The sequence below is a fragment of the Pseudoalteromonas sp. 2CM39R genome (genome assembly GCF_023161845.1).
In genome coordinates this window covers 107,612-129,951 of the sequence record NZ_JALNTM010000009.1, presented here as the reverse complement: position 1 = coordinate 129,951, position 22,340 = coordinate 107,612, and the positions used below count along the sequence as shown (strand labels likewise).

Annotated in this window: 22 protein-coding genes; 4 read left to right on the top strand and 18 right to left on the bottom strand. The window is 43.0% G+C overall.

All coding sequences use genetic code 11. The features are described from left to right. Positions 1-24: 24 nt before the first annotated feature. Together MTF66_RS20295 and MTF66_RS20290 are read right to left on the bottom strand one after the other, a co-directional pair. Positions 25-390 carry a hypothetical protein gene (locus tag MTF66_RS20295; protein ID WP_175078692.1) on the bottom strand — a complete coding sequence of 122 codons (366 nt, stop codon included), beginning with the start codon at positions 388-390 and terminating at the stop codon, positions 25-27. A 65-nt stretch (positions 391-455) separates the two neighbouring features. Beyond that, complete coding sequence (locus tag MTF66_RS20290) at positions 456-1,325, bottom strand: hypothetical protein (protein ID WP_248528281.1); 870 nt, start codon at positions 1,323-1,325, stop codon at positions 456-458. 230 nt (positions 1,326-1,555) lie between these two features. Here MTF66_RS20290 and MTF66_RS20285 point away from each other — a divergent pair, with 230 nt between their 5' ends. From MTF66_RS20285 to yjjG, 3 genes are read left to right on the top strand one after another with little or no spacing between them, the layout of a single operon-like run. After that, positions 1,556-2,455: a phosphoribulokinase gene (locus MTF66_RS20285; protein WP_054561042.1), complete on the top strand. Its 900-nt coding sequence runs from the start codon at positions 1,556-1,558 to the stop codon at positions 2,453-2,455. A 49-nt stretch (positions 2,456-2,504) separates the two neighbouring features. Then, positions 2,505-3,044: an inosine/xanthosine triphosphatase gene (gene yjjX, locus MTF66_RS20280; protein ID WP_054561043.1), complete on the top strand. Its 540-nt coding sequence runs from the start codon at positions 2,505-2,507 to the stop codon at positions 3,042-3,044. A gap of 11 nt (positions 3,045-3,055) precedes the next feature. Beyond that, positions 3,056-3,730: a pyrimidine 5'-nucleotidase gene (gene yjjG, locus MTF66_RS20275; protein ID WP_248528279.1), complete on the top strand. Its 675-nt coding sequence runs from the start codon at positions 3,056-3,058 to the stop codon at positions 3,728-3,730. Positions 3,731-3,803: 73 nt separating this feature from the next. Here yjjG and lpxC read toward each other — a convergent pair whose 3' ends face one another. The 16 genes from lpxC to mraZ form a co-directional block, all read right to left on the bottom strand. Further along, a complete protein-coding gene (gene lpxC / locus MTF66_RS20270; RefSeq protein ID WP_036971181.1) occupies positions 3,804-4,715 on the bottom strand; it encodes a UDP-3-O-acyl-N-acetylglucosamine deacetylase in 912 nt (303 codons plus the stop codon). Positions 4,716-4,819: 104 nt separating this feature from the next. Further along, on the bottom strand, positions 4,820-6,067 hold the full coding sequence (gene ftsZ / locus MTF66_RS20265; protein ID WP_130050555.1) for a cell division protein FtsZ: 1,248 nt from the start codon (positions 6,065-6,067) through the stop codon (positions 4,820-4,822). Positions 6,068-6,088: 21 nt separating this feature from the next. Next, complete coding sequence (gene ftsA, locus MTF66_RS20260; RefSeq protein ID WP_054552726.1) at positions 6,089-7,321, bottom strand: cell division protein FtsA; 1,233 nt, start codon at positions 7,319-7,321, stop codon at positions 6,089-6,091. Beyond that, positions 7,318-8,097, bottom strand: coding sequence for a cell division protein FtsQ/DivIB (locus tag MTF66_RS20255; RefSeq protein ID WP_248528277.1), 780 nt, complete (start codon positions 8,095-8,097; stop codon positions 7,318-7,320). The genes ftsA and MTF66_RS20255 overlap by 4 nt, the downstream gene beginning before the upstream one ends. A gap of 1 nt (position 8,098) precedes the next feature. Next, a complete protein-coding gene (locus tag MTF66_RS20250; protein WP_248528275.1) occupies positions 8,099-9,019 on the bottom strand; it encodes a D-alanine--D-alanine ligase in 921 nt (306 codons plus the stop codon). Continuing rightward, positions 9,016-10,452, bottom strand: a complete 1,437-nt coding sequence (murC, locus tag MTF66_RS20245) for a UDP-N-acetylmuramate--L-alanine ligase (RefSeq protein WP_282454150.1) — start codon at positions 10,450-10,452, stop codon at positions 9,016-9,018. Before murC ends, MTF66_RS20250 begins: the two co-directional genes overlap by 4 nt. A gap of 17 nt (positions 10,453-10,469) precedes the next feature. After that, on the bottom strand, positions 10,470-11,543 hold the full coding sequence (gene murG, locus MTF66_RS20240; RefSeq protein WP_248528271.1) for an undecaprenyldiphospho-muramoylpentapeptide beta-N-acetylglucosaminyltransferase: 1,074 nt from the start codon (positions 11,541-11,543) through the stop codon (positions 10,470-10,472). Continuing rightward, the gene (gene ftsW, locus MTF66_RS20235) at positions 11,540-12,715 is read right to left on the bottom strand and encodes a cell division protein FtsW (protein WP_054561050.1); all 1,176 of its coding nucleotides are present in this window, start codon (positions 12,713-12,715) and stop codon (positions 11,540-11,542) included. The genes murG and ftsW overlap by 4 nt, the downstream gene beginning before the upstream one ends. Further along, positions 12,712-14,037: a UDP-N-acetylmuramoyl-L-alanine--D-glutamate ligase gene (murD, locus tag MTF66_RS20230; RefSeq protein WP_248528268.1), complete on the bottom strand. Its 1,326-nt coding sequence runs from the start codon at positions 14,035-14,037 to the stop codon at positions 12,712-12,714. The genes ftsW and murD overlap by 4 nt, the downstream gene beginning before the upstream one ends. Further along, positions 14,038-15,120 (bottom strand): phospho-N-acetylmuramoyl-pentapeptide-transferase, encoded by a 1,083-nt coding sequence (gene mraY, locus MTF66_RS20225; protein ID WP_054561052.1) that lies wholly within the window; start codon positions 15,118-15,120, stop codon positions 14,038-14,040. It lies immediately after the preceding gene. Beyond that, on the bottom strand, positions 15,114-16,502 hold the full coding sequence (gene murF, locus MTF66_RS20220; protein WP_248528266.1) for a UDP-N-acetylmuramoyl-tripeptide--D-alanyl-D-alanine ligase: 1,389 nt from the start codon (positions 16,500-16,502) through the stop codon (positions 15,114-15,116). Before murF ends, mraY begins: the two co-directional genes overlap by 7 nt. Then, positions 16,499-17,977: a UDP-N-acetylmuramoyl-L-alanyl-D-glutamate--2,6-diaminopimelate ligase gene (murE, locus tag MTF66_RS20215; RefSeq protein ID WP_248528264.1), complete on the bottom strand. Its 1,479-nt coding sequence runs from the start codon at positions 17,975-17,977 to the stop codon at positions 16,499-16,501. The genes murF and murE overlap by 4 nt, the downstream gene beginning before the upstream one ends. After that, a complete protein-coding gene (locus MTF66_RS20210) occupies positions 17,970-19,787 on the bottom strand; it encodes a penicillin-binding transpeptidase domain-containing protein (protein ID WP_054561055.1) in 1,818 nt (605 codons plus the stop codon). The genes murE and MTF66_RS20210 overlap by 8 nt, the downstream gene beginning before the upstream one ends. Then, positions 19,784-20,110 carry a cell division protein FtsL gene (gene ftsL, locus MTF66_RS20205; protein WP_054561056.1) on the bottom strand — a complete coding sequence of 109 codons (327 nt, stop codon included), beginning with the start codon at positions 20,108-20,110 and terminating at the stop codon, positions 19,784-19,786. The genes MTF66_RS20210 and ftsL overlap by 4 nt, the downstream gene beginning before the upstream one ends. Continuing rightward, entirely contained in the window at positions 20,110-21,045 is a 936-nt protein-coding gene (rsmH, locus tag MTF66_RS20200) for a 16S rRNA (cytosine(1402)-N(4))-methyltransferase RsmH (RefSeq protein WP_058585900.1), read from the bottom strand. The genes ftsL and rsmH overlap by 1 nt, the downstream gene beginning before the upstream one ends. 30 nt (positions 21,046-21,075) lie before the next feature. Then, positions 21,076-21,534 carry a division/cell wall cluster transcriptional repressor MraZ gene (gene mraZ / locus MTF66_RS20195; protein ID WP_054552739.1) on the bottom strand — a complete coding sequence of 153 codons (459 nt, stop codon included), beginning with the start codon at positions 21,532-21,534 and terminating at the stop codon, positions 21,076-21,078. Between the two features lie 460 nt (positions 21,535-21,994). Between mraZ and MTF66_RS20190 the strand changes: the two genes are divergently transcribed. Then, positions 21,995-22,336, top strand: a complete 342-nt coding sequence (locus tag MTF66_RS20190) for a DUF883 domain-containing protein (protein WP_248528262.1) — start codon at positions 21,995-21,997, stop codon at positions 22,334-22,336. The last annotated feature ends 4 nt before the right edge of the window (positions 22,337-22,340 follow it).

The window sequence follows — 22,340 nt, the reverse complement described above, 5'->3', positions numbered from 1 at the left end:
AAAGGGCCACAATGTGGCCCTTTTTTATTGCGCTAAAATAGCAGTTAACTTAGTTATAAATTGCTCTGCAGCTTCAGGTGAGGTGACTTTAAATGCAATACCATAATGAATGGGCTGTGCACTTTTATGAATGCGAGTTGGAAAACGGGTCATTTCACTACTGTGAAAATAGTCTTTGATACGCGTAATGCCCTCTATTGACTCGAAATCAGCACTGAATACTTCAAATATAGGTCTAATAACAATTTTTGCTTGGCCACTTTGCTCATGAACATAAAATGCCTCTTTAGAGCTAGCTGGCATAAATTCGTTAATATTTTTAATCTTGAAATTACTGCGGCAGCCCGCTTTAACCAGCTGTACACTCACTTGCTCGGCAGAAAAAGACAAAGGCGTTCCTTACATATAACGTGGATAGTTTAGCCACAGTACAGCAATCAGGCAAAAACCGTTACTCATTTATTACATACAAATGCCAGTTTGCTCTGTTTGTAATTTAAACGCGAAATTGAACCTTCACAAAAGCGTCTTAAATCAAGCCACTGTGATACCACTTCAGGCTCAGTCAAACTGCGCTTATGAACTCGGTTATTAACCGCATAGGCTACAGTGTCTTTGTCAATTAAAGCAAAGTCTTGCACCGACTCAGGTAATCTAAATAAATCACTAACTTCCTCAGTTTGCGGCGCAAAGCGTGCGACCCAATGTTGGTTGTTTTTGTTATAACTAAATAAATAACTGTTTGTGTGCTTATCAAAAATTAAAGTACGACCAATATCACCGGCAATGACACGCGGTTTAGCAGCTGCAACACGAGTGTATTGCAATGTATGCGGCTCACCTAAGATAAACATGATCAGGTCTTCATCAGCGCCCCAAGCGTGGTAGCCAACCGGCTCAATCCATTCAAAAACTCGGCTAGCAACAGATTCTTCTGCTAATGGATACTGCCATAACTTTTGCTTGCCATCTGCTTCAACCACGATTGCCGACAAGACTTGCTGATTTGGCATCAGCGTAGGCGAGTATTCACTGACAGGCGTGTTGGTGATATTCACGCTAGTTTTTGTAGCAAAGTCATAAAACGCAATATCGGTTTGTGACTGGCCATTTTCGTCAACAACCTCATGGGTATAGTAAAGCCCTGTATCAACTAAAAATGGTTGATTATTATAAGCTTTATCATCTGTTACTCGCGACACCTGCATACCATATGGGGTGTCTAACTCGGCAAGTAATATTTCGCTTTTAGGCATCGCTGCATGTACGTGACTGGTAAAAAATGTCCCTGCTGCGACGAAAAGTAAAGACGAAATCAATTTCATGTTGTTCTCTCGTTTTAATTTTTATCAGCCCATGATAGCGTTAATTAATCCGCCAGTCACTTGACCTTACCATGCTCGACCTTTATAACTAGGACGTGTTCGTTTTTTATCAGTTTCTACTGATTGATTTTATGCACGATAATACCAATCGAGCTAAGTAACTGACCATTTAACACGCTAGAATGGTTAACAATTCAAGCCGACTGGTATCAACAATAACGAGAATAATTATGTCAGCTAAACACCCAATCATCGCTATTACCGGTTCATCTGGGGCGGGGACTACCACAACCACCAATGCAATTAAGCACATTTTTAGAAGCTTAAGCATTGATGCAGCCTTCATTGAAGGCGATAGCTTTCATCGTTATACACGTCCAGAGATGGATAAAAAAGTCCGTGAAGCACAGCAAGAAGGTAAGCACATTAGCTACTTTGGCCGAGAAGCTAATGATTTTGGCGCCCTTGAGGAGCTTTTTTACCAATATGGCGAAACCGGGCAAGGTAAAATCAGACGCTACTTACATACTTTCGACGAAGCGGTCCCTTATAACCAATTACCGGGCACCTTTACACCTTGGCAAGACTTAGAATCAAATACAGATATCTTATTCTATGAAGGTCTACATGGTGGTGCTGTCGATGAGAATCATGATGTTGCTAAGCATGTCGATTTATTGATTGGTATGGTGCCTATTATTAACCTTGAGTGGATCCAAAAGCTCATTCGCGACACTTCTGAACGAGGCCACTCTCGTGAAGCGGTAATGGGCTCTATTGTGCGCTCGATGGACGATTACATAAATCATATTACTCCGCAGTTTTCGCGTACTCATATTAACTTCCAGCGAGTGCCAACGGTTGATACCTCAAACCCATTCAGCGCAAAAGATATTCCTTCTTTAGACGAAAGCTTTGTTGTTATTCGCTTTCGTGGCATAGATGACGTCGATTTTCCGTACTATTTGAGCATGATTGAAGGCAGCTTTATGTCTCGTATCAATACCCTTGTGGTACCTGGAGGCAAAATGGGCTTAGCAATGGAGCTTGTGCTAACGCCGTTGATCAAAGATATTATTTTGAAAAAACGCGCCCTTGAAAATTTAGCCCCGGTTGACTTGCCGATTTAACTCACTCGGGTACACTGCTGACTCTGGTGAAAACAATGGAGTCGTCGGCTTGAAACAAACTTTACGTGTTATTGTTGGTTCAAAGAACCCCGTTAAGATTAACGCGGCTAAACATGTCTTTAGTCTTTATTTCCCAAATCATACCATTGAATGCAAAGGTGAAGATGCACCTTCTGGTGTGCCTGATCAGCCGCTAGGCGAAGATGAAACCCGTATCGGCGCTGAAAATCGTGTTAAGTATTGCCAAGATCACTTTGACGCCGACTTTTATGCAGCAATGGAAGGCGGCGCAGAACAGTTTAGTTATGGCGCTGCAACCTTTGCCTTTGTAGTGATTGCAAACAAGCAGCAATTTAGTGTTGGTCGCAGTAGCAACCTGCCGTTACCGCAACCTTTTTACGATGCCTTGCTAGCTGGTAAAGAACTAGGTGATGTCATGGATGAGGCATTCAATACCGTTAATATCAAACAACAAGGTGGTGCTATTGGCTTATTAACCAATCATCTTGCCACGCGCGAAAGTACTTATGTACAAGCGCTGACATTGGCCATGGCGCCATTTTCACACCCTACCCTATTCAACCAGTAATTAGGATAACCATGAAGTATAGCCACGTATTATTCGATGCAGATGAAACGCTATTTAGTTTTAATGCATTTGAAGGTTTAAAAGTGATGTTTGCACATTACGGCGTAGAATTTACTGAATCAGATTATCATCATTACCAAGCAACCAATAAGCCGCTTTGGGTTGCTTATCAAAAGCATGAAATTACCGCCAGTGAGCTACAGATAACTCGCTTTACAGAATGGGCTAATAAACTCGATGTGCCAGCAAAAGCACTTAACGATGGCTTCTTGGATGCTATGGCATCTATTTGTGTGCCATTACCTGGTGCAGTTGACTTGCTTACAAAGTTAAAACCTCACGCCAAGCTAGGCATTATTACCAATGGGTTTGCTAAGTTACAACAAAAACGCCTAGAGCACACCGGTTTACAGGATATGTTCGATTGGCTGGTTATTTCAGAATTAGTCGGTAAAGCAAAGCCTGCCCCAGAGATTTTTCAACATACATTTCAATTGATGGGGAATCCGCCAAAAGAGCAGATTTTAATGGTAGGTGATACCGCTGCCAGTGATATTTTAGGTGGTCACAATGTGGGTATCGACACGTGTTGGTTACAACACCCAGGAGTTGAGTTACCAGAGGACATTAAACCAACTTATCAGATCAATCAGTTGGTTGAGCTTGAAGCTATTCTAGGGTTATAAATCTTGATAATAGTTTGGCAAAAAAAAAATGACGCTTAAAGCGTCATTTTTTATAACTGTAATATGCTTGCGATTAAGCTGTCGCTACTTCTAGGCCTGGTGCTGGCATAGTCACTGGGGTATCGAATGTTGCCCATTCCCATGCTGACTCAGTCGCCATAATTTTACGAAGTAGTTTATTGTTTAAATCATGGCCTGATTTATAAGCCGTGATTTTACCTAGAATGTTGTGGCCAGTCATAAACATATCGCCCACACAATCTAAGATCTTGTGTTTAACAAACTCATCGCTATAACGTAAGCCGTTTGGATTAAGTACTTTAAACTCGTCCAATACAACTGCGTTATCCATGCTACCACCTAATGCTAGGTTGTTAGCGTGCATATACTCGATGTCTTTCATAAAGCCGAAAGTACGTGCGCGGCTGATTTCTTCAGTGAAGCTTTGTGCCGTGATATCTAAACCGATACGTTGGCGGCTTTCATTGATTGCTGGATGATCAAACGCAATTTCAAAATCGATGTGGAAACCATCGTATGGTTCGATCTCAGCCCATTTATCGCCTTCTTCAATACGTACTTTTTCTTTAATACGAATAAAGCGCTTAGCTGCATTTACTTCTTTAATGCCGCCTTTTTGTAACAAATAGATGAATGGTAATGCACTACCATCCATAATTGGTACTTCTGAGCTGTCTAATTCAACAATTAGATTATCAATACCCATTGCCGCTACCGCCGCAATAAGGTGCTCAGTCGTTGATAAACGAACGCCATCTTTGTTTGTTAAACAGGTACACAGTTGCGTATCACCAACGGCTTCTGGTGTTGTTTCAAAATCAACAACCGGATCAAGGTCTACGCGACGAAATACTATCCCAGTATTTGCGCTCGCAGGTCGGAGAGTAATAGTGACCTTCTCACCTTTATGAAGTCCAATTCCTATGGCTTTGACTACTTCTGCAATCGTACGCTGTTTAATCATAGGTTCGCTCACTTATAGTTACAGTTAGACGGCGAATTGTATCATAAATACATCCAGCTGCCAATTTGTTTATTTATCGAACAAAATAACCAGTAAAAGTCTATTTAGTCAGCTTGCTTTCTAAGAAAAGCAGGGATATCGAAATAATCTCCCCCTTCTGACTTATCAGATTTTTTGCTGCTCTCAGTGCTACTAGATACTGAGCTGCTCGATGTACTTTGTTGTACTGGCTCTTGCTTTTCAGACGCTGATGACATGCTTACATCATCGCTGCTACCTTGACTTGCAAAGCTTGGTACATACATGCTGCTAGTTGTTTGGTTCATTGAACTTTGTACATCAGAGCCTGATGCTTTCTTAAAGCCATTATCTACAATACCAAACTGTGGACGACGATCGCCGCCTAAACCTGTTGCAACAACCGTTACACGTAACTCGTCGCTCATTTCAGGGTCAATTACCGCACCAACAACCACTGTTGCGTTTTCTGACGCAAGTGCTTTAACGTGGTTACCAACAATTTCAAATTCTTCAATCGCAATATCCATACCTGCAGTGATATTAACTAGGATACCTTTAGCACCTGTTAAATCGACATCTTCAAGTAGTGGGCTTGAGATAGCCGCTTCTGCTGCTTCTTGCGCACGGTCAGGACCAGACGCAGATGCTGTGCCCATCATCGCAGTACCCATCGCTGACATAACTGTACGTACGTCGGCGAAATCCACGTTGATTAGACCAGAACGTGTGATTAGCTCTGCAATACCTTGTACCGCACCAAATAAAACGTCATTCGCTTTTGCGAAGGCATCTAATAGTGTAGTGCCTTTGCCTAAAACTTTAAGCAATTTATTGTTCGGAATTGTAATAAGTGAGTCTACAGTTTCTGACAATTCATTAATGCCTTGTTCAGCAGCTGCAGCACGCTTTTTACCTTCAAAGTCAAACGGGCGCGTTACAACTGCAACCGTTAAAATGCCTAACTCTTTAGCAATTTTAGCAACCACTGGCGCAGCACCTGTACCAGTACCACCGCCCATACCAGCTGCGATGAATACCATGTCAGCGCCTTCAAGGCTGGCACGGATAGTCTCAGCGTCTTCTTCAGCAGAGTTACGACCCACTTCAGGGTTAGCACCCGCACCTAGACCAGAGGTGATTTGTGTACCTAGCTGTACAGTTACATCTGCTGATGAATTACGTAATGCTTGTGCATCCGTATTCGCAGCAATGAAACGTACGCCTTCAATTTGTTGTTTTACCATGTGCTCAACAGCGTTACCGCCGCCACCGCCCACGCCAATTACTTTAATGACAGCTTCTTCGCTGTGCTGTTCCATCATATCAAACATGTTTACTCTCCGACTTGAGTCTTAAAACTCACCTTGGAACCACTTAGTAATACGGTTCCACCAATTATTATCACCTTCAGCTTTCGACTTTTGTGCATTCATCGATTGCATTGTACGGCCGTATTGTAACAAACCAACCGCGGTCGCGTACGAAGGATCATCTACATAATCTGTCAAACCAACAATCCCGATTGGTTTGCCAATTCTGACTGGCATTTGGAAAATGTCTTCTGCCACTTCCATTGCACCCGTCATTTTTGCTGTTCCGCCAGTAATGACGAGACCTGCAGCAATTTGGTCTTCAAAACCTGAGCGGCGTATTTCTTCCATCGCCAACTCGAATAATTCTCTAAAACGTGGCTCAACAACCTCAGCTAAGGTATGGCGCGACATAATACGCGCAGGTCGGCCACCAACACTCGGTACTTCAATAGTGTCTTCGTTGCTTGCCATTTGGCTACTCGCACACGCATATTGTACTTTGAGTGACTCAGCATGTGATATAGGTGTTCTAAATATTTTTGCAATATCACCAGTCACTTGGTTACCTGCCACTGGAATAACCGCTGAATGACGAAGCGCACCATTAATATAAATGGTGATATCCATGGTGCCACCACCGATATCTAACACGGCTACACCGAGCTCTTTTTCGTCATCTGTGAGTACTGAATAACATGATGCCAGTGCAGTGAAGATCAACTGATCCACTTCAAGCCCACAACGCTCTACACATTTCTCGATATTCTTTGCCATATCGTTTGAGCAAGTAATGATGTGCGCGCGAGCTTCCATACGCACACCGCTCATGCCAAGTGGGTTTTTAATCCCTTCTTGCATATCGATGCTGTATTCTTGTGGCAATGCATGTAGCATTTTTCGTTCTGCCGAAATAGGCACTGAACGAGCAATGTGAATGACATTTTCAATATCTTCGTCAGTCACTTCCGTGTTGTTAATTGCCACTACACCGCTTTCATTTTGGCACTGGATATGTTTTCCAGAAATACCTAAATAAACAGAGCTAATACGACAATCAGCCATCAACTCAGCTTCATCTATAGCTCGACGAATCGATTCAGAAACAAGGTTAAGGTCGTTAACGCCGCCTTTATCCATACCATGCGATACTTGGCTGCCAACACCCACAATGCTTAGTTTGTTATCTGCGGTGATTTCACCAACGGTGGCCACAACTTTCGATGTGCCAACGTCTAATCCAATCACTAGGTTTCTTTCTGCTGACTTGGTCATGCCTTACTCTTATTTTCTAATTGTTCTTCTTGCACTGGCTTCCAGCTCACTGCAAGACCGGTATCATACCGTAAATCAACAACATCGATTTGTGCATCTGCACGTTGTTCCATGCGCGGATACACGTCAATAAAACGCTGTACACGCTTTGCTTTTTCTTTGCGGCCTAAGTTCAGGCGAATGCCGTTATCAAGCCATAACTGCCACGAAAAGCGCTCAGAAAGCGCTAAACTGGTCAGCTCTAAGTTATTCACTTTGAGCATTTCTTGAAATTGAGTAAAAGCAGTCCACGCCTCGATTTCACTGCCTTCTGGGCCATATAGCTGTGGCAAGCTTGTAGGTAATTTATCACTACTTGCTTGGAACACTTCGCCAGCTTGGTTTAACAGTAAATCACTGTTCCAATGCGCTACAGCTTGATGCTCAACAACATATACTTGCAAGGTATCTGGCCATTGCTTTCTGACCGATGCCGTTGCCACCCACGGTAAGCCTTGTACTAAGCGTTGCACATGTTTTACGTCTAATTCAAAAAAACTCGATAAGTCGGCTTTTTTTATTGCACCAATAATTGCTTTCTCATCAGTATATTGGGGTTGCCCAAGTACTGATAAGTGCTTTATTTGTGCGTCTTTGTTCTCTACCAACCAATCTGAGACACCTGTGGTGATTTTTACTAATGCAAAAATCACTACTAGAAAAAAGCTCACACCAAAAATCAACGACCAATTTAGCTGCTGTTTTAATTGTTGCGCTTTTTCTAAAAAAGGATGCATATTAAAGGGTTTGCTCCAAAATGCGAACAACTAATTGTTCAAAGCTTGCACCATTAGTTTTTGCTGCCATTGGTACTAAAGACTTTTCCGTCATGCCTGGTACCGTATTTACTTCTAATAAGTAAAAGTTACCTTGCTGATCACGCATTGCATCAACACGACCCCAACCACTTGCACCGACTAAATCAAATGCTTTTAATGCCATATCTTGCAACAATTCAGTTTCTTGCACAGATATATCTGCAGGGCAATGATACTGAGTTGTATTCGATTGATACTTAGCTTGATAGTCATAAAAACCATTTGGCGTCGTCATCTCAATGACAGGCTGAACATCTTGCCCTAGTACAGCAACAGTAAATTCACGGCCAGTGATCCATTGCTCAACAAGCACTTGGCTATCAAACTTAAATGCAGCGTTAAGCGCAGCATCGAGTTGCTCCGCACTGTTTGCTTCTGCCATTCCAATGCTTGAACCTTCATGTGACGGTTTCACCATCACTTTACCAAATTCATTAATAATCGCTTGGCTATCAAACTCATGGCGGCTATCAACAACAGCATAAGGTGCTGTGCTCAGCCCCATTGCTTTAAATAAATGCTTACAACGTACTTTATCCATCGCAAGCGCAGAACCTAAAACATCACTGCCTGTATATGGAATACCCATAAACTCAAGTGCACCTTGAATAGTGCCATCTTCACCACCACGACCATGAAGGGCAATGAATACACGTTCAATGTTTAATTCTTTTAATTGCCATAACGGCTGATCTTTCGGATCAAAAGCAATGGCATCAACGCCAGCACTTTGCAAAGCATTCAATACAGCTTGGCCTGATTTAAGAGATACTTCTCTTTCGGCAGATGTGCCGCCGAAAAGTACCGCTACTTTGCCAAATTTGTCACTTAACTGGCTCATACGTTTACCTGCTTTAGTTGTTCAATAGACAACTCGGTTGCTGCTAACTTTTTCACTAACTGGCCTATGTTACCAGCGCCTTGTGTTAAAACTAAATCATTATCTTGCAGTGTATTTGCTAGGACACCGGCAAGCTCAGAGTTACTAGCAACATGTAATGGCTCTTTACCACGTTGGCGTAAACTACGACATAAACTCTTGCTGTCGGCTCCCACGATTGGCTCTTCACCTGCTGAATACACATCTAGCAGTAATAACTGATCAACATCAGCCAGTACTTTGACAAAGTCTTCGTATAAATCACGGGTTCGACTATAACGGTGCGGCTGATAAATCATCACTAAACGTTTATCTGGCCACCCTTCACGAACCGCCGCAATCGTCGCCGCAACTTCTGATGGGTGATGACCATAATCATCAACTAACATGACATTACCGCGTTCATTTTCAAAGCTTCCGTAATGCTGAAAACGACGACCCACCCCTTCAAATTTTGTTAGCGCTTCTAAAATTGCATGGTTAGCGATGTTTTGATCTTTAGCGACCGCAATCGCAGCAGTCGCGTTAAGCGCATTGTGCTTACCCGGCATATTAAGCGTAACTGCTAGGCTTTCACCTTGCTTATTTACAACACTAAATGAGCAAGTATTCGCTGTTTGGCTAAAATCAACCATGCGGTAATCAGCTTCTGCCGACTCACCATAGGTAATAACAGGACGCCCAAAGCGAGGGATCAGCTCTGCAGCAACCTCAGAATCAATACACACCACAGCTAAACCATAAAACGGTAAGTTATGAATGAAATCAACATACGTGTCTTTCATTTTTTCTAAGCTACCGCCGTACGTATCCATGTGATCTTCTTCAATATTTGTGATCACAGATACCATAGGCTGTAAATGTAAGAATGACGCATCGCTCTCATCAGCTTCTGCAATTAAAAAGTCACTTTTACCAACTTTGGCATTACTCCCAGCACTGTTTAGCAAGCCACCAATAATAAAGGTTGGATCCAGGCCTGCTTGTGCATAAATGCTCGCGATTAAACTCGTGGTTGTTGTTTTACCATGAGTGCCTGCCACTGCAATACCGTGGCGAAAACGCATTAATTCAGCCAACATTTCTGCGCGGCGAACAATTGGAATACGCGCCGCTTTTGCTGCTTTAATCTCAGGGTTTTGCTCGTTAATCGCACTTGATACCACCACCACGCTGGCATCTTTTATATTGTTCTCATCATGACCAATAAATACTTCTGCACCCACTTTAATTAAGCGCTCAGTCATCGCACTGTGCGCAATGTCTGAACCTGTGATGCGGTAGCCTTCAAAAGCAAGTACTTCGGCAATACCACCCATGCCTGCGCCACCAATACCCACAAAGTGGATAGTGTCGATACGACGCATCGCAGGACGAGTGTTGTTTTCTTTCATCGTGCTTTCTTTCACTACTAATCTCTTCTATCTGCTAGTTGCTCACAGCGTTTTGCAACATTGGCTGTGGCATCTAAAATAGCAAGCTGTTTTGCTTTACTTGCCATTGTTGAAATTTTTTCTGGTGCATTTACGTAAGGCGTTAATAACTCAACAACCGCCGCTTGGTTAAACTCACTTTGCTGCATAATCAACGCAGCTTGCTCAGTCACTAAATACTTTGCATTGGCAGTTTGATGGTCATCTACAGCATGCGGAAAAGGCACAAATAAGGCCATTCTTCCTGCTGCCGCAATCTCACTCACCGTTAATGCACCAGCACGGCAAATTACCAAATCGGCCCATTGATATGCACTATCCATATCATCAATAAATTCAGCAACTTTACTATTTTCAGTTAATCCTAACTGTTGATAGCTGGCAGTCACATTCGGTTCATTATTTTTACCCGTTTGGTGCCATATATTAAGCGTTGTTAGCGCTGAAAGTTCACTGAATACTGCAGGTAAAGTCTCATTTAGTACCTGTGCACCAAGTGAACCGCCTACCACCAGCACATTAATTGGTGTCGTTGTTTGCTTAGCAGTGACATTAGCGACACTTGCTCTGACTGGGTTACCCACTACTTCACATTGTTCTTTTGCAAAAGCTGATGGAAAAGCTGCCAGCACTTTGTTGGCAAACTTCGCTAGCCAGCGGTTACTCATGCCTGCAACTGCATTCTGCTCATGAATAACCAAAGGAATTCCTAAGCTCTTTGCTGCAATGCCAGTAGGTCCGGTCACATAGCCACCCATAGCAAGAACAACATCAGGCTTTTGAGTTTTTAAAATTTTACGTGCTTGAAAAATCGCATTCATCACCATAAAAGGTGCTTTAATCAGGCGTTTAATTCCATTTCCGCGTACACCTTTTACATTGATAAAATCAATCTTAATGTTGTGCTTAGGTACTACCCTTGCTTCCATTCTGTCAGGCGTGCCAATCCAGCTAACTTGCCAGCCTTGCTGTTTTAAAAAGTCAGCCACGGCAATACCTGGAAAAATATGGCCACCGGTACCACCTGCAACAACAAGTAACTTTTTACTCATCGTTTACCTCCACGTGAGGTTGCCTGCTTAGTCGCCATCTTTGTTTCAAAGTCTATTCGCAAAAGTACACCTGTTGCTATGGTCATAATTAATAAGCTAGAGCCACCGTACGAAATAAACGGTAGTGTTAAGCCTTTGGTTGGCAAAATACCTGCACTTGCACCAACATTTACCATGGTTTGAAACGCAAACCAGATACCAATAGCAAAGGCAAAATAGCCTTCGTACTCTTTGCCACATTGCAGCGCTTTTTGACCAATTAACAGGGCTCTGAATACAAATACAGCAAGCACAATCAAAATACTAAATACGCCAAAAAAGCCGAGTTCTTCACCAATCACTGCAAATATAAAGTCATTATGTGCTTCGGGCAGGTATTGCAGTTTTTGTACGCTATTGCCTAAGCCTTGACCAAACCAACCACCTTGGCTGTACGCCATTAGCGATTGTACTAACTGATAACCTTTACCGAATGGATCTTCCCACGGTTCTAAAAAGCCTGTTACACGAGCCATACGATATGGTTCAGCGATAATTAGCACCACCACTGCAGCAATACCCGTTAAGATAAGGCCAAAAAACTGCCATAACTTAGCACCCGCTAAAAACAACAAACCAACTGTTGTCACAAATAGTACAACTACAGTTCCTAGGTCTGGCTGCATCAAAATCAAAAACGCATACACACCAAATACAGCTAATGGCTTAAAGAAACCTTTTAAGTTCTCTTGTACTTCTTCACGTTTACGCACTAAGTAACCAGCAATGTAGCTAAAGAAATACAGCTTGGCGGCTTCAGCGACCTGAAAGCCCACTGGGCCAATAGGTATCCAACGCTTTGCACCGTTCACTTCACGGCCAACAATCAGCACCAAAACCAGCAAACCTAAACCCAGCAACAATAAATAGGCGTTACTGCGCTTCCACCAATCCATAGGCACGTTAGTGGCAATCCAAAACAAGAAAAAGCCCATAATTAAGAACATGCCATGGCGAATGATAATGTGATACGGATTATCAAATAATCGCTCTGCTGTTGGCATAGAGGCACTGGTTACCATCACAAAGCCAACGCCAATCAACATCAACATGCAATACAATAACGGCACATCATAAAGTTGCGGCGATTGTTTTGGTGTTAATGCTTCACGGATGTCAGCAAATGCAATCATACTGCCTCCGCCAATACGCACTGCGCAAAATCATCACCACGTTGCATATAATTGTTATACATATCAATGCTGGCACATGCAGGTGCTAATAAAACGATATCGCCACTGCTGCTTAACTGTTTTGCTAGTTTCACCGCTTCATGCATGTTAGTGGTTAGGTGGCCTTTTTCAGTTAGAGCCACTAACGCTTTAGCATCTTTACCAAAACAAACAAGCGCTTTTACTTTGTTGTTTAAGTATGGCTTTAGGGCATCTAAATCAGCTCCTTTTGCATCACCACCGGCAATCACAACTAATTGCTTTGCTTGACCTGCTAAGCTTTCAATCGCAGCGATGGTTGCACCTACGTTGGTCGCTTTTGAATCGTTAAAGTATTTTACTTCATTAATTTCAGCAACGAACTGACAACGGTGTGCAAGCCCTGTAAAAGCACTAAACGCTTGCTGGTAATGCTCTTTAGCAATATCAAACGGGCTCAGTAATGCCATCACCGCTAAGGCGTTTTGTTGATTGTGTGAGCCAACAACATTTAAGCAGCTTGCTGGTAATACTGGCTTACCGTGTGCTGCAAAGTACTGCTCACCTTGATGTTCAACCAAGGCAAAATCTGCATTAGCGAGCGCAAAGCTCACTTGAGGCTGCTTTGCAGTATGCGTTGCCACATCAATGGCATTAACTACCGCAAGCTCAGAGCCGTTATAAATACTTTGCTTAGAGTCAATGTATGCTAGATAACTTGAATAACGATCGAGGTGGTCTTCACTCACATTCAATACACAGGCACTTTTCGCTTTTAAGCTGTGCGTGGTATCAAGTTGAAAACTCGACAGCTCAAGTACATACACATCATAGTCTTGCGATAGTAAATCAAGTACCGCAGTACCAATGTTACCACCAAGGCCAACTTTATAACCGGCCGCTTTAAGCACTTCAAACGCCAATGTAACTACAGTCGACTTACCATTTGAACCTGTCACCGCAACAATTGGTTTATCGGTTAAACGAGCAAAAAGCTCGACATCACCAATCACTTCAACACCAGCATCAATCGCTTTTGCTACTGCAGGTGTCGCGAGGCTTAGACCAGGGCTGATGATAATAATGTCATTGCTGGCTAAGTCTGCCTGCTCTAAATCACCAAAGTGAGTCGTTAACTCACTGGCATGCTCATTTAGCCAATCAGCACCCGGCGGCGCTGTGCGGCTATCAACAACAATTGGCTTGATATTCTGAGATAATAAAAAACGCACAATGCCCAGACCGGTTACACCGAGTCCGAGCACTGAAATTTGTTTGTTTTTAATCTCGTTAATAACTGTCATTTACCTGATCTTTAATGTCGCAAGGCCAGCAAGTACTAGCACGATTGAAATAATCCAAAAGCGCACAATTACGCGCGGCTCAGGCCAACCCTTTAATTCATAATGGTGGTGAATAGGCGCCATTCTAAAAATACGTTGACCACGTAATTTGTAAGAGCCCACTTGTAAAATCACCGACAATGCTTCCATTACGAACACACCACCCATGATGATAAGTACCAGTTCTTGGCGAACCAGCACCGCAATAATACCCAAAGCACCACCGAGTGCTAATGAGCCTACATCACCCATAAATACCTGTGCTGGGTAGGTGTTAAACCATAAGAAACCAAGTCCAGCTCCCACAATTGCTGTACACACAACCACAAGCTCACTGGCGAGTGGCAAATGCGGAATATGTAGGTAGCTTGAGAAATTAACGTTACCTGTTAAATAAGCAATAATGGCAAGCGCTGCCGCCACTAAAATGGTTGGCACAATCGCTAAACCATCAAGGCCATCTGTTAGGTTTACCGCGTTCGACGTACCTACAATTACAAAGTAAGTCATCACGATATAAAACAACCCTAGCTGTGGTAACACGTCTTTGAAAAACGGCACAACTAATGAGGTTTCGCTGCCTTGCTGCGAGGTAAAATAAAGCGCACTGGCAACCACTAACGCAATCACTGATTGCCAAAAGTACTTCCACTTCGCAATTAAGCCTTTAGGGTCTTTGCGGATCACTTTACGGTAGTCATCAACAAAGCCAACCACACCTAACGAGCCCACGACAAATAAGGTTGCCCAAACATATTTATTTGAAAGGTCTGCCCACAGTAATGTGCTAGTAAAAATCGCTCCTAAAATCAAAATACCGCCCATAGTTGGCGTGCCTTTTTTAGATAGGTGTGACTCTGGACCATCGTGACGAACCACCTGACCAATCTGCATTTTTTGTAATGCACGAATTAGCTTAGGGCCAAAATAAAGTGAAATAAGTAGTGCTGTTAAAATACCTAAAATCGCGCGCAGTGTTAGGTAAGAAAAAACATTAAAACCGCTGTAATACTGTGTTAAATACTCGGCCAGCCAAACTAACATGACGATACTCCATTGTTGCCATTTTGCTGGCTATTTACTAAATCTGTGACCACAAGCTCCATACGAGAACTGCGCGAACCTTTTACAACAACTGTGGTTTTTTGCGTCGATTGAGCAAGTTCACTTTGTAATTGTTGTAATAATTGTTCACGGCTTGAGAAGTGGCGGTTTGGCTTTTCAAATACATCACTGGCTGATTTACTTAGTACACCTAGGCTATAAAGTTCATCAATGCCTTTTTGCTGTGCATATTCACCGACTTGTTGATGATAAAAACGCGCTTCTTCACCAAGCTCGCCCATATCACCTAACGCAAAAATACGACGCCCCGGCATATCACTTAATAAATCAATTGCCGCTTTAACGGATTGCACATTCGCGTTGTAGGTATCATCAATAACCGTCAATGTGTCTGACACTTTAAGGACGTTTACACGACCTTTAACTTCGCCCATGGTTGCCAGCGCTGATGCAACACTTTCGAGGCTTACACCCAGCTCAGTGGTTAACGCGGTGGCTATCAATGCATTTGCAATATTATGTTTGCCCGGTAATGCCAGTGTGACAGGTACTTTTTTATCTTTATTACAAAGCACAAAAGAAGCACGGGCTTGCTCATCAAGCACCACATCTTCTGCCCAATAATCTAATTGTTGGCTAGTAGAAAAACGTTTTACGTTGCGATCAGTTAATTTATCAAGCCAAAAATCGGCATAATCACTGTCGCAATTAACTACGGCAACACCATCAGGCTTTAAGCCCTCATAGATTTCGCCTTTGGCCGTTGCTACACCTTGTAGTGAGCCAAAGCCTTCTAAGTGAGAAGCTGCAACATTACATACCACAGCAACATCAGGTTTCGTCATTGCTACTGTGTATGCAATTTCGCCAATGTGGTTGGCACCTAATTCAATCACCGCATACTGGTGCTGTGGCTCAAGACGTAATAACGTGAGTGGTACACCAATGTCATTATTAAAGTTGCCTTTTGTGGCCAGTACTTCACCATGACCAGATAAAATCGCCGCGCACATTTCTTTAACGGTCGTTTTACCCACGCTACCTGTGATAGCAATTGTTTTTGGTGCAACCTGTGCCATCACAGCTGCGCCAATGTGGCCAAGCGCAATACGTGTGTCACTGACCACAAACTGCACAATATCGACATTAACAGGACGCGCTACGATGGCAGCTATCGCGCCTTTTTCTTTAGCTTGCGCAACAAATTTGTGACCATCAAAATTAGGCCCTTGTAGCGCTAAAAACACTTCACCATCGCACAAAGTACGGGTGTCTGTGTTAATATTTTTTACCGTTTGATTACCACCTTGGTAATCGGTTGCTAGAACTTTAGCTAGCCAATCAAAATCCATAGGGATCATAACTGCGCCCCTTGCGATTTTTCATTTAATTGTTGTTGTACATATTGACGATCGCAGAAGTCGATTCGTTGGTCGCCAATAATTTGATAATCTTCGTGGCCTTTACCCGCAATAAGAATGACATCATCAGCACCTGCTTGCGCAATGGCATAACTAATAGCCAGCGCGCGGTCTGCTTCACAATGTGCGCGTTCAGGCTGCTCAAGCCCCGCAACCACATCAGCAATAATTGTGTCAGGGTCTTCACTTCTTGGGTTGTCGCTGGTGACAATAATACGGTCTGCATTAGCTTCAGCAGCTTTTGCCATCATCGGGCGTTTGCCTTTATCACGGTCACCACCACAGCCAAACACACAGCTGACGCCACCTGGGACATGCTTTTGCAATGCTTGTAATGCTAGTGCTAACGCATCAGGTGTATGGGCATAGTCAACAATACAAGTCGGTTGACCTGGCGCACTAAATGCCTGCATGCGCCCAGCAACAGGCTGCAATGATTTACACCCTTCAACGAGTAAATCAAGTGGGTAACCCATACCTAATAAAGTGGCCATTGCAGCGGCTAAATTATATAAGTTGAACTCGCCGAACAGTGTGCAATTAACTTCAGCCTGTCCCCAACTGGTATCGAACTTCGCCGATATACCGGCATTATCATATGTTACATCGCTGAAATAAACAAAACGTGCATTTTTAGGCGTTAGGTTTTTATGGCCGTAACAAATTAGGTTATTGAAGTCGTATTTTTCTAACCATGCTTCAACTTGCGCATCATCTTGATTAAGCACCACAAGCTCAGGCATATGGTCACGCATTAACATCAACTTCGCATCACCGTAGGCATCCATCGTGCCATGATAATCTAAGTGGTCACGCGAAAGGTTAGTAAACACAGCGGCTTTAAATTTACATTGATCAACACGTTGCTGAACTAAGCCATGAGATGAGACTTCCATAGCCACAACATCATGCTGTTCTGTTACAAGTTCAGATAAAATACGCTGTAAATCAACGCTCGATGGTGTAGTGTTTGCAAGCTCAGTCAGGTTATCAGGGTGCCCATAACCGAGCGTACCAATCACAGCCGCACGTTTATGACAGTGCTGTGCTAAATGCGCGATCATCGCTGTGGTCGTTGACTTGCCATTGGTGCCTGTCACACCCACTAAATCCAACAGCTTTGATGGTTGCTGGTAAAAAGCAGCTGCAAGTGCAGGCAGCTTTTTCGCTAAATCGGTAACTAAATAAAGTGGTTCAAACTCACTTTCGAACTCACATAAACGGTCAGCAATAACTGCCACCGCACCATTTTCAATGGCTTTTTCAATAAACTGTCCGCCATCAAGCTGATGACCTTTTATGGCGACAAACACATCGCCAGCTTTTACATCTCGGCTATCAAGACGTAGTTGATTGACCACTAAACTATTGGCCTCAACATCAATATGATTAAGAATCGGTTTTAAATCACGCATCGTTATCTTTGCCTTCTACGTACGCAACCGCATCTTTGTCCGGTGCAACGTTTAGAATTCTTAAGGCATTGGAGACAATCTCTGCAAATGCAGGACCTGCCGTCGCACCGCCGTAATAAACATCTCCACCCGGCTCATTAATCAATACTACTACCGCTAAACGCGGGTTGCTTGCAGGTGCGATACCAGCAAAATAACCAACGTATTCGTCACCGTAACCACCAACAGCGGCTTTTTTAGAGGTACCTGTTTTACCTGCAGCACGATAACCATCAACGTGAACTTTTTGTGCAGTTCCACCTTTCTCAAACACGCTTTCCATCATGTGAACAACAGCTTCAACATCTTTTTGTTGAAAAACGCGTTCACCTTCTGGTACCGACTCTTGTTTAAGTACAGTCAATGGGCGCATAACGCCGCCTGAACCTAACATGGCATAAAAACGTGCCATTTGTGCGGTACTTACTGCTAAGTTGTAACCAAATGATAGTGCCGCAATTTCATGATCAGACCAGCGGCGATTTGGATAAAATAAACCACTGCTTTCACCAACCATGCCCGTGCCACTGTCGCTGCCAAAACCAACTTTTTGATAAAGACCAACAAAGTAATCTTTTGGTAACTCTTGGCTGACCTTAGTCACACCCATATTGCTTGAATATTTTAAGATCTCTCTTAAAGTCATCTCACCATGATTACGAGTATCTTGCACAAGGCTTCCACCTACTCGCATCCAGCCAGGGTAAGTATCAACAATTGAATCCGGTTGAATTACGCCGTAGTCTAAACCAGCTAAAATGGCTAGCGGCTTAACAGTTGAGCCTGGCTCAAATAAATCGGTGATAGCACGGTTACGACGCTTATGCGGCGCAGCATCTGATAAGTTATTTGGGTTAAACGATGGGCTATTTACCATAGCCAACACTTCACCGGTTTTGACATCCACAACCATGGCTGAACCTGAGGTCGCTTTGTACGATAAAACTGCTGATTTCACTGCCTTATAAGCAATTGCTTGAATACGTTGGTCGATACTTAAATGAATACTCTCTGGCTCTACACGCTCGCGCTCATCAAGAACTTCTACTTCACGGCCTTGCGCATCTTTACGAATAGTACGCTGACCTTCAACACCGGTTAACGCCTTTTCATAAAGCTTTTCGATCCCCTCAATACCATGACCATCAATGTTAGTAAAACCAATAACATGAGCTGTCACTTCACCGGCAGGGTAATAACGTTTTGACTCATCAAGTAAGTGGATACCTGGTAAACGAAGATCACCAATATAGTTAGCTACAGCAGGGGTAACCTGACGTTTTAAGTAGACAAAACGACGCTTTGGATTATCACGAAGGCGAGAGTTAACTTTACTTGGGTCAATACGTAATACATCCGCAAGTTCACGCCAGCGAATATCATTATTGTAATAAGCGGCAATACGTTTATCTAACTCAACAGTATTTTCAGCAAGCGCTTGTTGATCTTCACCATTTTTACGTGCTTGACGCAGTACCTTACTGATCAGTGATTTATGTAGTGCTTTAGGATCGGCATACACACTCACCACAGGCACGCTGACTGCCAACTCTTTACCATTGCGATCGAAGATCATGCCTCGCTGCACATGTTGTTTTTCAACTCGAACAGTACGTTTATCACTTTCTGAACGCGCTTTATCTGGCTCAATGACCTGTAAAAAAGCGGCACGCGCAACCAGCGTCATAAAGACTAGCAACACCACTGAGCACACGAGCAAAAAGCGCCATGTTATCAAGGTATTCGTTGGCTTTTTCCCTCTGCTTCTCATTGCAGTACCACCACCTGTTCGTCTTGGCTAGTTGGCCGTTTCATTTCTAATTGCATGGTTGCGACTTCTTCAATACGCGCATGCTGCGAATAAAATTCTTCTTCTACAAGCAAGTAACGCCACTCAAGATCAAGTTCATCGCGCTCTTGCAGTAATTTATCTTGTTCAATCAATTGTTGACGCGCTAGGTGCGTCACTTGAACCACACTTAAGCTCGAAGCAAGGATCACAACCAACAAGGCCAAGGTCAGCTTATTAGCTCCTAGGCCTTTAAAAATCTCTACAAATAAATTGGGTTGGCGATGTGTCGCTTTAGCTTTCATTACAACCTCTGAGCAACCCTTAACACAGAGCTACGTGAACGCGGGTTAGCTTCTATTTCCGCCTTACTCGGCTTAATGGCTTTACCCACTGCCTTTAACGTCAGGTTTTTGTTTATTTGTGCGTCCGTCAAAGGCAGACCTCTGGGTATCGCCTCTCCCTTACTCTGTTTTTTTATAAACTGCTTAACAATGCGATCTTCTAACGAGTGGAACGAAATAACGACTAGACGCCCACCTGGTTTTAAAACGTCAACAGCGGCTTGCAGTGCAGTTTGAATTTCTTCAAGTTCACTGTTGATATAAATACGGATCGCTTGGAATGTACGTGTAGCTGGGTGTTTGTGTTTATCTTTCACTGGCACCGCTTCATCGACTAACTCAGCAAGCTGCTTTGTGCTTGTGATTTCAGTGTGCTCACGTGTTTCAATTATTTTATGAGCTATACGGCGACCAAACTTTTCTTCGCCGTAGGTTTTAATCACATGAGTGATATCTTCAAGTTCAGCTTCAGCGAGCCATTGTGCAGCACTGCGACCACTGGTTGGGTCCATGCGCATATCAAGCGGACCATCTTTCATAAAGCTAAAACCGCGTTCAGCATCATCAAGCTGTGGCGAAGAAACACCGATATCTAACAAAATACCGTCTACTTTACCGATTAAATCGTTATCTTCGGCAACTGTTTTAAGGTTTGAAAAACGAGTGTGGGCAATCGAAAAACGTGCATCATCAGCAAACTTTTCTGCGGCTTTAATAGCTTGTGGATCTTGGTCAATTGCTTGTAAACGACCTTGCTCACTTAAACGCGCAAGAATTTGTCCAGAGTGCCCACCGCGACCAAATGTGCCATCCATGTAAATGCCTTCGGGTTTAATATCCAAAGCATCTATGGTTTCGTCCATCAGTACAGAGACATGTTCAAATTGCGCTGTCATTAGCTATTTTTTGCCTTTTTATTATTGTGGTTAGAGTGAGAAATTATCGAACTCAGGATTCGCCTCAAAATCGCCTAGGCGTTCAATTTCAGTATCTTGGCGCATTTGTTCATGCCAACGATCTTCATCCCAAATTTCAAACTTGTTCATCAAGCCAACCAACATGATTTTTTTTCCAAGTTCTGCATGTGCGCGTAACGACGGCGCCAGCAAAATTCGGCCATTTTTATCTAGTTGATACTCTGTAGCGTTACCGAGCAGCATACGTTGCATACGGCGAGCGCGTGGATTCATGTTCGAAATCTTTAATAATCGTTCTTCAATTTCGAGCCATTCTGCTAGCGGGTATAACCACAAACAAGGTTCATTTAAGGCCACGGTGCAGATAACCGTTCCCTGATCTTCAGACAAGATCGCATCTCGGTACTTAGTTGGTACCGCAAAGCGTCCTTTATCATCCAAACTCAGAGAGCTCGCACCCCGAAACATAACTTGCCTTAAAAATAGGTTGTTAATCGTTAATGATTATTTCCGATCCAGTTTGATCCACTAAAAACCACTTTTTACCACAGTGCTCCAGTTTAGGGCTTGACAAGCCATTTTGTCAAGTAAGCAGATCATCATAAGCGCCTTGTGAAGCCAGAAAAAATAAGGCCTCAAGCAAAGCCTATGAATTACGTGGGAAAAAGTGGAAAACATCGAAAAAAAATATTTTTTCAATTTTCTTGGCGATGTATTAGGGAAAAATGGTTAATGAATAACCAATGAATAATTACAAAATTATCGAATGTTGTAATTTTTACTTAATCACCCTGCAAGAGTTACGAATGTTCTCCCTCCAATGGCTGATTAAAAATTATAACGCATTGAAAAAATTAGTTTTTATTATTTGGTATGAAGGTTGCGATAGGTTAGCTACCAATTAAATGGCAATTTTTAAGGAATGATTATGACTACCGCAACTTCTAAATCGAACTCAAGCACTGAAACTAATAGCAGTGCAAACTCGAACGCGGCTCAAGTAGAGGCGCCATTCACAGAAAAAGCAACTGAAGCAGCACATCACGCTGTTGATGCACTTTCAACTCGTGCAGCAAGTGCTGAACATAATGTTCGCCAAGGTGCATCGAGCTCTGCTCAAACGCTTTCTGAAAAGCAAGCTGTAGCACGCGCTAAAATTAATGAGTACAGTGGTAAAACTCGTAAGCTTGCATCAGAAAACCCACTTGCAACAGCAGGTATTGCCTTTGCTGCAGGCATGTTAGTAACTGCTCTTATTCGTCGTAAGTAATTGT